We start from the raw sequence: 12,281 nt of genomic DNA on the forward strand, positions 1-12,281 counted from the left end.
GGGGTTGCGTGCGACGTTGGGGAAGGGGACGCCGGCGTTGCCGCAGGCGGCGGAGACGCCGTATGCGATTCCGCAGGGTGATCTGGGTATTCCTCGGTATGGGGAGACCAAGGTCGTCAATGATCTGATCAAGATCAGTTATGACAATGCGACGGCGACGATGGCGGCGACTGTGGGGAAGTCGGCGGTGTTGACGGTTCTTGCGCGGAATGCGGTGACTGCGGCTGTTGAGTTGTTCAACGGTTTGGCGGCGTCGTTGGTCGAGGATGATTACATGCGGCTTTACGCTGCGGCGGGTTATGCGATCGAGGAGGCGCGTAATGCTGTGGCGGGGTTGTTGGCGCGGCAGTCTCAGCCTGGTGGTCTGCAGGTGTATCCGTCGTGGTTCGTCGGGCCGATCCCGCCCGGTGCCATCCGCGCACCGAGTCCCGCACGTGCGCAGCCTCCGAACCTGCCACCGCCAGCAGCGCCCGTTGAGAGTGACAATCAGGCGGTTCGCGGCTCTGAAAGTGGAATCTTGAATAGAGTCGAAGGTGCGACTGATCTCCGTACCAACGGTTGGGCGGCGGCGGCATATTTCAAGGCATCGGGGAAACCGAACGCGGCAAAATTACTCGCACACTACCTGGGCAACAGTGGAAGTCCGGTCGAGCTTCCTGCGTCGACCGTTGATTCCTGGACATCGGAGTCGACTACGGCGTATCAGAAGCCTGTGAAGACTGCTATTGATTCGCTGCAGAATGAAGCGCTCCAGGGTGCATTCTCCCAGGCGCGAACGTCTGGACGGACCATCACCACTTCTGGGAACACACGATGGATCACAGGTGTTTCAGGAAACTCTGAAGATTCCGTGACGACGCTTGGGCGGTATGCCGTTTCGGGTGCGTATTCCATTACCATGTCCCCGGACGGGGAGTACTCCATGTCGTGGCGACCGGACGTCTCTGACTATTACAACTTTTCTCCCCAAGGCGACTGGGGGGACATTCAACATCAAACGTCGTCGAACATGGTCAAGCTGTACCAACTCGGTTACGCCAACGAGTTCTTGGTAACGGGATCTGGCTCAGTTCGGACCTCGGCAGGGAAGCTGTGAGCAACTATCTCAGGATCTGCGCTGTGTGTCCAGCTGGGCCAGGCGTCGCGTGAAGCGTTATCTGAGGCGAATCGTGCTGACATTGACCACTATGATCGTTGTGTCGCTTGTCGTCGGTGTCGTGCTGAGTGTCTTCTTCTTCGCAGGCGATTCCGCGGCGGATCGTCGGACTATCGATCAGCTGAATTCATACCTGCTGACGCCGTTGGATCGCCTCGGGTCGGGACAGCGGCGGTTCTTCAGCACCGAAAGTGGATGGCTGGACTCATATCGACTCTCGAGTGTCCGTGTCGCAGAGGTGGACCCGATCGTGGGACTCGATTTTCAGCGTGACAACACGGGGGTGCATGATTCGGAGATGGTCCAGTTCGCCCCGGATTCTCTCCCTGTCGGTCGTTGCGCACATGGATCACGCGATGCGGGTCGCGGGCTCACGGAAAGGGAGAACCTGGCGTTGAAACTAGCTGATGCCTCCGTTATCGATTGCGGTGCTCTGGCGCGCGTCTCGTCCAAGGAGTGGAATCGTGATGGGTGGAACGTGCGGCTCAATGTGTTCCGCCAAAGTGATTCTGGAAGCACCGTGAGCCTCACGACCGTTGTAGAACTGTCCAAACCGTGAGGTGTTCCTCAATGTATGACGACATCGCGGCATCCCAGGTCCGCGACCTGGCCGCACTGCTGGCCGGCGACCTCGTTTTCGAGGCCAGCGACAAGTACTTCGGTTGGATGGTCGCGCGCTCCGACCAGGGTGCCGTCTACCTCCGGTTCGGCCGGACCTTCCCCGAGGAGGACATGTGGGCGCTGTGGTTGGGAGACGGACAGTGGTTCGACTTCAACGACGCTCCCGCGCGGTGGCGGATAGGGCTCACCGGCGACACCTGGAGCGCTTGTCCGGATCCGTTCCGCGACGACCCGCTCACGAAGGCGGAGGTCACGGAGCTCCTGGTCGGAGCCGAGCGACAGGGCGGGTAGTATCCGCAAACGGTGGTTCGTCGCGGACTGCATTGTCATCCGGTGTTCGTCGCCGGTGCCCGTGGTCCGGCGGTCGACGCGAGTCGTACCAGGTCCGCCCGTAGAATGTGCTCGACCATGATGCCGGGGTGGAGGACGACGTAGGCACGATGACCCAATCGAACCCGAGCGCGCAGCGCTACTTCGCCCTAGGTGTGCGCTCGCTCGCCGACCGGGCCGATTCCCGTGAGCCCGCTCAGGCCTTCCGCCTCGCCGTGGAGGCCGACCCGATGATGTGCGACGCGTGGCTGGGCCTCATGGCGGTGGATCGCACGCAGCTGCGGGACCCGGACGCGGCCCGCGGCGTCCTGCAGTCCGCGCGCAACTTCGGCGTCGAGCTCCAGCGGAACGGGATCGCGATCGACCCCGGCGAGGGCGCGCTCGGCCTGAAGATCCCGGTCCAGATGGGCGTGGTCGAGTTGGGGATGCCCGTCACCGACCTGGTCTACGCACGTGCGGGTGCCGCAGTGATCCTCGCGCAGGCCGGCTTCCTCGCCGAGGCTGCGGAGGAACTGACCCGACTGCAGCGCGAGGTCGGCCGCGATTCGCCGGCGCAGCGCAACTACGTCCGGTACCTCTGGGTGTGCCTGCTGGGGCTGGCACACCGCTGGCCCGAGGTGCTCTCGACGATCGCGGACAGTCGTGAGCCCCTCTGGACGTCGCCGGAGGTCGACGGTGCCGTCCGGTTCTGGCAACTCGGCGTCACGGCGCTCAACGCGCGGGCCCTGGTCGGGACCGGCGACGCGCAGCAGGCGCTCGCGGCCACCAAGAGCGCGATGGGCGCCGAGGAGTTCAAGCTGGTGCATGCGAGCCTGATCGTGACTCAGGCGTACGCACTGCGGGCCACGGGTGACGAGGAGACCGCGGCGAAGCTGATCCGCGACGCTCGTGCCTGGATCTCCGCCCGCGCGGACCTCGAGCACGCGGCGGCGGGTGGCAGGCTCGAGGTCGTCACCGTCGAATCGCTGAACACCCGGGCGGACCCGTGGGACCCGGCGTCCGGGACCACGGCCCTGGAGATCGAGCTGGAAACGCTGGACCGGCAGCGGGACGCCGTCCTCCGCGACGCCTGGGCCGAGCTGGACGCGCTGGTCGGCAGCCCCGACGTGAAGTCGCAGATCCGGCGTCTCGCCTCGAAGGTCGAGATGGACCGGGAGCGCAAGCTGCTCAGCGAGGAACTGGGTGAGGACCATCGGGAGGAGGAGATGCGCCTCTCCGCGATCATCACGGGTCCGCCCGGCACGGGTAAGACCACGGGAGTCCGGATCCTGGCGAAGCTCTACTACGGCCTCGGCGTGATCGCGCGACCCGAGGTCTACGAGCACCAGCCGAGCGACATGATGACCGGCTATGTCGGTCAGGCGGGCATCCGCACGAACAAGTTGATCGACGAGGCCCGCGGCGGCCTGTTCTTCCTGGACGAGGCGTACGGACTGGTCGCGGGAGACGGAGAGGACCAGGCCTCCCGGTTCGGGCGCGAGGCGCTCGAGGTGCTGCTCGCCCGCATCGAGAACGAGGGCGACAAGCCGTTGCGCGACAAGGTCGTGGTCGTGCTCGCGGGTTACGACGACGACATGAACCGCCTGTTGCAGGTGAACCCGGGTCTGCCGCTGCGCTTTCCGTCGCGCTTGTCGTTCTCGTCGTTCACCCCTGAGGAACTGGTCGAGATTGCGCGATCGGTGGCGGAGAAGAACCGCGAGCAGCTCGCCGACGGTGTCCTGGACTACCTTCATCGGCACAACCGGCGGTTGGCCGCGGTCAACGCGCTCGACATCAAGGGGCGACTGTGCAGCGGGGTCGACCTGATGTCGAACGCTCGGTTCGTCCGGACGGTGATCTCGTCCGCGCGCGGCTTCCGTGATTTCCGGGTCAGCGCCGTCGACCGATCATCGATGACCTCGGACGAGAAGCGGAGGCTCCTGCGCACGCTGGAGCTCGACGACGTCCGGCTGGCCTACGAAGAGACATTGCGGGTGTCGCCGAACTTCCCATGGTCGGAATGGCACCTTCTCGAGGACTGGGAAGCGGAGAACGATGGCTGAGATCAATCCGGATCCCTCCAGTCCGAAGTCGGGACTGCAGGAGCGTGTGCGCGGCTTCCGTCTGACCACCAAGTATCAGAAGTCGGGAGAGGCGTATCTGCAGCGCCGCAACGAGGAAGCGCTCGTCCGCCGCGACACCCGATGGATCGACGACGTCAAGAAGTACCAGGGCGCTCCGTTGTACGTGGCCCTGGCGGTGGGGCTCGTCGGCATGATCGGTTGCGTGATCGGCGCGGTGCTGTTCCCCGCGGGCAAGGTCAAGGATGCCGACATCATCCAGGACAGCCAGACGGGCGCCCTGTACGTGAAGGTCGGCAATGCGCTCAGTCCGGTACCCAACGTGGTCTCCGCGCAGCTCATCATCGGATCCCCCACCGCGCCGGTGCAGGCGAAGTCGTCCGAGATCGAGAAGATGCCGCGCGGTCCCATGGTCGGGATCCCGTACGCGCCCACGGCGATCCGCAATTCGACGTCGCGCACCTCGCAGTGGGCGATCTGCGATACCGCCGCCACTGGCGCGGCGGTCCCACTCGACCCCGCGACGGGCCTCCCGACCACCGCGACGGCGGCGGTCAAGGTCACCGTCATCGGCGGTCCGTTGACCACCGGCGACGGTACCGCCGACCTCTCCGACGATCGAGCCCGCCTCGTGCGGTTCGACAACCAGTCCTGGCTCGTGTACCAGGACCGCGGAACCGTCGTCCGGGCGCGGGTCGACCTGCGGAATTCCGCCGTCCGGGAGGCGCTCGGTATCGGGCTCGACGAGAGCGTGATCCCGATGTCGTCGGGCTTGTTCAACGCGCTCGCCGCGCGCGAGCCCATCGACGCGCCCCCGATCACCGACCTCGGTAAGCCGGTGCGGTTTCCCAACGGCGCCAACCTCCTCGTGGGCACGACGCTCCGGGTGCCCACCGTCGACGGTGGCTGGACCTACTACGTGGCGGCACTCGATGGCGTCCAGCAGATCTCCCAGACCGCGGCGACGATCCTGCAGGACGTCTCGCCCGCGAAGGGGGGTGTGGTCGAGGTCGAGAGTGCCACCGCGAACCAGTGGCCCAAGGTCGCGGGAAAGATCGCGGTGGACCACTTCCCGTCGGGCAGAGTACGGTTGGCCGACCCCGTACGTGAGCCGGTGACCTGCACCTCCTGGACCCGCGAGGGGGACGATCCGACCGCGATCGAGCGCGTCCTCGTCGCTCGGACGCTGCCTCTGACGAGTGCACAATCCGCGGCGCGGATCGCGTTGATCGGAGGCCCCGGATCGCAGGGGACGATCGCCGACGAGGTGTACATGCCGCCGAACAGCGGCCGCTACGTGTACGCGACGGGTTCCGCCCCCGATTCGCGTGAGCGCGGCGGCGAGTTCTGGATCGCCGACACCGGAATCCGTTACGGCATCGACGATCAGGGGTCCAGCGATGCCGGTGCCTCCGCCAAGGCCCTGGGGCTGAGTAATCCGGTGCCCGCGCCGTGGACGGTCATCAGTCTGCTCGCCTCGGGCCCCACTCTCTCGCAGGCCGGCGCATCGATCAAGCACGACGGCGGTGCTCAGGACCCCGTGGTGGAGAAGTTCGATCCGAAGGGGACCAAATGAGCAGGCAGGTGTTCGAGCCGCCGCTGCACCCTAAGAAGGAGCCGCGGGTCATCAAGAAGGAGGTGGAGGTCCGGACGCCGGACACCATCGACGAGATCGACCCGCCGAGCAAACTCCGTACCGTGATGATGCCCGTCGTCATGGTGGTCGCGGTTCTCGGCATGCTGTTCATGATGATCCGCATGAACCGCGGTTTCAGTCCGACGATGCTGCTCATGCCGATGATGCTGCTGTTCGGCATGTTCGCGTACATGGGCGGCGGGCCGGGCGGTGGCGCCGGCAAGTCGAGGGCTCAGCTGTTGCACGAGCGCAAGCAGGCGAGCCGCGCCATCGGTACGTCCCGGGAGAAGGCCCTGGCACGCGGCCGTAATTACCACGAGGCGCTCGTGCACGCCTACCCCGATCCCGCCATGGCTGCGTCGATCATCGGCACCGAGCGGATGTGGGAGGTGAGTGGCGGCGACCCCGAGCGCAAGATCCGGTTCAGCGCGGCCCGGTACGGCCGGGGCCGGATCGTGCCGAAGGCCAAGCTCGTCACGCCGGAGGCGCCGGACGGAGAGTTCCTCGACCCCGTGCAGTGGACGGAGACCGTCAAGTTCCTGCACACGCATTCGACGATCGCGGACATGCCGCTGGCGTTCACGCTGCGGAACTTCCCGGTGCTCGGCGTGAGCGGGGATCGGGACCGGGCGCTGGGCATGGTGCGCGCCATGCTCAACCACCTGACCATCACGCACGGTCCCGACCGCATGCGTCTGGCCGTGGTCACGGACGACCCGGACGGCGGGCCGTGGGCGTACACGAAATGGTTGCCGCACACGCAGCATCCGACCCTCGTCGACGCGCTCGGATCGCGGCGCATGATCTACGGCAACTGGACCGAGTTCCTCGAGGAACTGGCCGGCAGCGACGACCTTCCGGTGTCCGAGCCGGACCGCGTGATCGACTACGCCCGCCCCTTCACCACCGAGTCCGAGGTGACGGGCCGGACGCGCCACACCGTCGTCATCGTGGACTCGACGGAGCGGGCCCGGATGACCGACCAGGCGATCGCGTCGATCGCGGATGTCACCTGGATCCTGATCTCCCCTCCCGACGGCGTGGTCGACACCTATCCGCACGCCGTGCTGCTCAGCGTCGATGCGGCGGGCATCGTCACTCGATGGGACTCCGACCTGCCGCTCGAGGCGCCGAAGGAGATCGCGCGCGCCGACCACCTCGATGAGATCGACTCGCACACGTCCGCCCGTCGACTCGCACGGTGGGAGCTCGAGACCACGACATCGCTGCTGTCCAAGGAGCGCCACGACACCGGACGCGACTGGGCGAGCCTGGTGGGCGTCGAGGACCCCGGCGCGATCGACGTGGTCGATTTCTGGCAGCGGATCAAGCGGTTCGACGACCCTCGCAGGCTCAACTTCCCCATCGGTTTCGCGCCGGACGGTGCGCGCATCTTCCTCAACATGCGCGAGGCGAGCCAGGGCGGCACCGGCCCGCACGGCGAGATGATCGGCACGTCTGGCTCCGGCAAGTCGGAATTCCTGCGCTGTCTCGTGTTGGACGCGTGCCTGTTCCACTCGCCGTCGATGCTGAACCTACTGCTGGTGGACTTCAAGGGCGGCGCGACGTACCAGGGGATGGAGGAGATCCCCCACGTCGCGGCGGTGGTCACCAACCTCGAGAAGTCCGAGAGCATGGTCGACCGCATGATGGAGGTCATCACCGGCGAGCTCAAGCGACGGCAACAGCTGTTCGACAGCGCCGCGGCGCGGTACCCGTCGTTCAACATCATCGGTCTCACGGAGTACGAGAAGGCGCGCGAGTCCGGCCACTGTCCCGAACTCGAGCCGATGCCGGCACTACTGGTCCTGATCGACGAGTACACCGAGTTGCTCGAGGCCAAGCCCGAGTTCGTCAACATCTTCAGCCAGATCGGCCGCGTCGGCCGGTCCGTGGGCGTGCACCTGCTGCTCGCTTCGCAGAATGCGGAGATGGCCCGCTCGCGCGGACTCGAGTCGAACATCCACTACCACATCGCACTTCGCACCGGCACCGCCGGAGACTCCCGCGCCGTGATCGGTGTGCCGGACGCGAAGAACCTACCGGGGAAGCCCGGCAACGGCTTGATGAAGACCTTGCACGAGGACGACCTGATCCGGTTCTACGCGGGCTTCACGGGCAAGCCCTACTTCGCGCCCGAGACAGCCGGTGCCGTCGAGGTGCGAGAGGTTGCACACGCACGGCCGACCGATCTGGCGTCGAGGAGCTTCTCGGCGCGTCGCGTCGACATCCCGAACCTCGAGGCCGAGGTGATCGAGGACGAGGAGACGGTGCGCACCGAGGAGGAACTGCTCGCCGCGCCAACGGTCTTCACCGTGGTGAAGGACCTGCTGACCAACGCGCCGGCGCGTCCCGCGTACAAGCCGTGGCTGCCCGAACTCACGTCCACCACACTGGACGCGGTGGCACCGTCGCTCGGTGTGGACCGGTGGGTGGCTCCGACGGCCACTACTCCCGCCACGCTGCAGGTGCCGTTCGGTGTGTTCGACGACCCCGCTCGGCACCAGCAGCCCGTATGGCATCTCGACCTGTCCGGTGGCCAGGGCAACGTGCTGATCTACGGCGGCCCGCAGAAGGGCAAGACCACGGCGGCGATGACGCTGGTGACCTCGTTGGCCCTCACCCATTCGCCGGAGCAGGTGCAGTTCTTCGTGGTCGACTACACCGGCGGCGGTTGGATGAGACTCGAGGAGCTGCCCCACGTCTCCCGGATCGCCACGCGGTCGGAGGACGACGCGATCAACCGGATCGTCTCCCAGACGGCCGATCTCATCGAGTACCGGGCCAAGCTCTTCCGCAAGTACCGCGTCAACTCGATGGCCGACTACCGCCGGATGCGGGCGGATCCGTCCGCGCCGGTGCTGGCGGAGGACGCGTTCGGCGACGTGTTCATCGTGATCGACGGATTCGACGCGGCGGTGACCGATGGCGGCGTCTTCGAGTCCAAGGTCCCCACCTTGGAATCGCTGGCCTCGGGCGCCCTGAACTACGGTGTGCACCTAGTGATCACGACGGCTCGGAACACCGTCCTGCGTGGTCTCGCGAGCCATATGCACACCATCGTCGAGGGCCGGGTCTCCACCGCGAGTTACGACATGTCCGTGGTGAACTCACAGCGCAACAAGCAGGTTCCCGACCGCGCGGGGCACGTCATCACGACGGACCGCGATCTGCTCGCGCTCGTGGCACTGCCACGCGCCGACGGTGACGCCGACTCGGCGACACTGAGCCGCGGCATCGCGGAGGTGGTCGACCGGGTTCGGCGCGGCAACACCTCGGGTGTCGTGGCACCGCGGCTGCTCGCGCTTCCCGAGAGCGTTCTGCAGAACGAGCTGTTCGCGACGCTCGTGCCCGAGGCCAGCGACCGTGAGCGAGTCCGGCTGCCGTTCGGAATCCGCGAGTCCGACGGTGGTTCCGCGTTGGCCGACTTCGGGCGCGAGGCTCACATGGTGGTGGTCGGCGACAGCGGCACGGGCCGGTCGGCGATGGTGCACACCCTCATCGAGGCGATCAGCCGGCGCTACCCCACGATCCAGGACGGCGCGATCGCGCTGCTCGATCCCAAGCGGGTGCATCGCGGAGCGTTCGCGCCGAACCCGAAGAACATCGGCCTGCACGGTTCGGACCCGATGGACTTCCTGCGGAAGTGGCAGGACCGACTCGTCGAATGGATGGGGGAGGGCGAGACCGACCCCGCTCAGGTGGCGTATCGCCGGGTGCCGGAGAGCGCGGACGCCTCGGCGCTCGCGCGCCGGGACTGGTGGAGCGGCCCAGAGATCTTCCTCATCGTCGACGACTACGACGCCGTCGTCGCCCGCGGTGACCGGAACCATCCGATCACCCAGACCGTGAAGCTGATGAACGACGGTGTCATCCGTGGTTTCCACGTGATCCTGGTGGTCAACGACGGCGAGTACCTCTACAAGTCGACATCGGATCCGCTGATCCAGTACCTGGACACCAACAGCGCGATGGCGGTGGTCCTGTCCGCGGACAAGTTCAACGTCACGATCGGCGGTGAGCGGGCGCAGCGCTTCGGCCTGGCCGGTCGCGCGCGGTTCCATCCGGGCCGGGGCGCGGCGTCGGACATCGTGCAGATCGCCTGGAACGGGGCGCGGCGCGGAGAGGCCGATACAGGCGAGGACCTGTGGGGCTGACGTCTCAGTCGGCGAATGGCTTGACGAATCGGATCCACGCTGATTAGGTACCAAGCGACACTCATACGAGGGGGAGCTTCCGATGGGGTTGAATGTCATGCCGGCACAGTTGGTGTCCGGAACGAGCGAGGTCGTGACGAACGTCGTGGCCAGTTCGGGAGTCGTCGCAGGCACTGCGGCGGCCCTCGGGTCTTCCGAGCCCGCGGGAGCGGACGAGGTCTCGCTCCTGGCGTCGACCAGTTCGACGGTGCACGCCGCGAACTTCCTGTCCACCTCGGTGGTCGAGCATGCGGTCGTCGCGCAGTACGGTGTCAGCCTGGCCGGAGTCGCTGCGACGTACGTGATCGCCGACAACGCCGTCACGTTCTGACGAGGCCGGCGCAGTGACCTTTCCAGCGCTGCCGCCCGAGGTCAACGTCGGGCGCCTGATGACGGGCGCGGGACCCGCGCCCGCGGCCGCGGCATCTGCGGCCTGGGCGACCGTTGCGGGGTCCGTCAGCGCGCGATCTGCGTTCCTGCTCGGGCTGCTGACCCGCCTGGCGGCCGCGTGGCAGGCGCCGGAGACCCTGCTGATGACGCGCAACGTGGCGACCTACCTCGCGTACAACGAGGTCGTGCGGGTACAGGCGCTCGTCGCGTCCACCCGTCACGCGAAACAGGCCGCGGACTACTCGAGCGCGCTGGCCGAGATGGCGCAGATCCCCGAGATCACGACGAATCACGTCACGAACGCCACACTGCACGCGACCAACTTCCTGGGCGTCAACACTGCACCCATCGCCGCCAACGAGGCCCAGTACGCGGGGATGTGGGCGCAGAACTCCGGCTCGATGTTCGTGTACCTGGCCAATACGACGTTGAACATGAGCTTCGACCCGTTCCTGCCGCCGAAGCCGTTGGCCGCACCGTCGGCGGTCTCGGTGCACCCGCTCGCCGCGGGTGCCGCCACGGCGGCCGAAGCCGCAGTGGAGGACGTGGCGCTCGCGGCCCAGGGCGCGGCGGCCGTGGCGAGCACGCTGTCGATGCGCACATCGGCGGGGGTTCTCGCAGGCACTCAGCTCGGCCAGACGGTCGGGGTGAACTCGTACGCGCGATCCGATCAAGGGGCGACCAACGCCAAGAATGCCGAGGGACGCAGTCCGGACGAACCGAGCCGGGCCTCGAGTGGGAAGCAGCTCGGCCAGCAGCTGATCCAGCAGCTCGGCAGCCAGGGGCCCCAGATGGCGATGCAGGGCCTGCAGACCCTCGTCCAGATCCCCCAACAGGCCGTGCAGGCCGGTGCTCAGGTCGGTCAGACGGTGATGCAGCCGCTGAGCCAGATCATGTCGTCGATCGACAAGGACCACCGGACTGAGCGGGTCGGATACTTCGGGACACAGCCCGGCTCACCGTCGCTCGAGCGCCTGGCGCAGGGCTCGCCCGTGGGATCGGGCGCCGGCGCGGTCCGCGGGCTCGGCGGGCTGACGCAGTATGCGGCACCGTCGAAGTGGCTGACCGGAGGATTGACGGTTCCGCCGCCGGCCCCGACGATGCCCCGCGTGCCGATCGAGCCGATGCGCACGCCCCAGCCGATGGCGAGCAATGCCCCCGTCGCCCGGTCCACCGGGAGGAAGCGCGAGCCCGTCGTCGTGGCGGCGACCGCGACGATGCCCGTGTACCAGGACTCGGCCCCGGAGCTGGATTCCGTGCCCATCGGGGCGCCGGCCGGCGGGGAGGAGTCCTGATCATCGCACTGGAACCCCACCGCTGAGACCCATCCGCTGTTTCGAACCGAACCGTCCCTGACGAACTGGAGGAGAATGCAATGCCCCCGCAGATCTATGACCTGAACACCGTCGCGCATGCTGCTGGTACCGCGAAGACGCATGATGTGGCTGCGTTGACGTTGGCGAACATCAAGTTCGTGCGTACTACTGCTGAGGCGTATCGTGCCGCGAATGCGGGTGATACGACGAACAAGGCTGTTGCGCATATGGATGAGTTGATCGCCGTGTGTAATTCGGAGCAGCAGAAGTTGGAGACGATCGCTGAGGCGCTGAATCGGAATGGTGGTTTGATCGCTAATACCGATGGTGATGGTGGTTCGTTGTTCACCGGCTATGCCACTGTCTGACCTGATCGACTGCGAATAGTAGAGGAGAACTTCCATGAGTGTCGACCGGATTCTGGTCAACTACGCGAGCTATGACACCACGTCGGCGAGTTTCGGTAAGGCTGCGGCGGTGGCGGATGCGAATATTGCTGAGCTCACGGCCAATAACACCGCGAATCTGAATGCGGGTAACTGGGTGGGTGTGGATCAGGAGAGCTATCAGCATGTT

At 66.4% G+C, this 12,281-nt stretch carries 9 protein-coding genes; all 9 read left to right on the top strand.

The window, feature by feature from the left end; all coding sequences use genetic code 11:
- Positions 1 to 1,096 (top strand): hypothetical protein (locus AXK61_RS25460; protein WP_197466839.1); only part of this gene is annotated, 1,096 nt, incomplete at its 5' end.
- Positions 1,097 to 1,145: 49 nt separating this feature from the next.
- Entirely contained in the window at positions 1,146 to 1,715 is a 570-nt protein-coding gene (locus AXK61_RS25060) for a hypothetical protein (RefSeq protein WP_156485700.1), read from the top strand.
- An 11-nt stretch (positions 1,716 to 1,726) separates the two neighbouring features.
- Positions 1,727 to 2,068 carry a hypothetical protein gene (locus AXK61_RS16205; protein WP_068746354.1) on the top strand — a complete coding sequence of 114 codons (342 nt, stop codon included), beginning with the start codon at positions 1,727 to 1,729 and terminating at the stop codon, positions 2,066 to 2,068.
- 128 nt (positions 2,069 to 2,196) lie between these two features.
- Complete coding sequence (locus AXK61_RS16210; RefSeq protein WP_068746355.1) at positions 2,197 to 4,149, top strand: AAA family ATPase; 1,953 nt, start codon at positions 2,197 to 2,199, stop codon at positions 4,147 to 4,149.
- The gene (gene eccB / locus AXK61_RS16215; protein WP_082789388.1) at positions 4,142 to 5,743 is read left to right on the top strand and encodes a type VII secretion protein EccB; all 1,602 of its coding nucleotides are present in this window, start codon (positions 4,142 to 4,144) and stop codon (positions 5,741 to 5,743) included. Before AXK61_RS16210 ends, eccB begins: the two co-directional genes overlap by 8 nt.
- Positions 5,740 to 9,960: a type VII secretion protein EccCa gene (gene eccCa / locus AXK61_RS16220; protein ID WP_068746356.1), complete on the top strand. Its 4,221-nt coding sequence runs from the start codon at positions 5,740 to 5,742 to the stop codon at positions 9,958 to 9,960. Before eccB ends, eccCa begins: the two co-directional genes overlap by 4 nt.
- A 97-nt stretch (positions 9,961 to 10,057) precedes the next feature.
- Positions 10,058 to 10,330: a PE domain-containing protein gene (locus tag AXK61_RS16225; RefSeq protein WP_068746357.1), complete on the top strand. Its 273-nt coding sequence runs from the start codon at positions 10,058 to 10,060 to the stop codon at positions 10,328 to 10,330.
- Between the two features lie 13 nt (positions 10,331 to 10,343).
- Complete coding sequence (locus AXK61_RS16230) at positions 10,344 to 11,684, top strand: PPE family protein (RefSeq protein ID WP_068746358.1); 1,341 nt, start codon at positions 10,344 to 10,346, stop codon at positions 11,682 to 11,684.
- Between the two features lie 80 nt (positions 11,685 to 11,764).
- Positions 11,765 to 12,073, top strand: a complete 309-nt coding sequence (locus tag AXK61_RS16235; protein ID WP_068746359.1) for a hypothetical protein — start codon at positions 11,765 to 11,767, stop codon at positions 12,071 to 12,073.
- The last annotated feature ends 208 nt before the right edge of the window (positions 12,074 to 12,281 follow it).

The organism is Tsukamurella pseudospumae, assembly GCF_001575205.1.
GTDB lineage: Bacteria > Actinomycetota > Actinomycetes > Mycobacteriales > Mycobacteriaceae > Tsukamurella > Tsukamurella pseudospumae.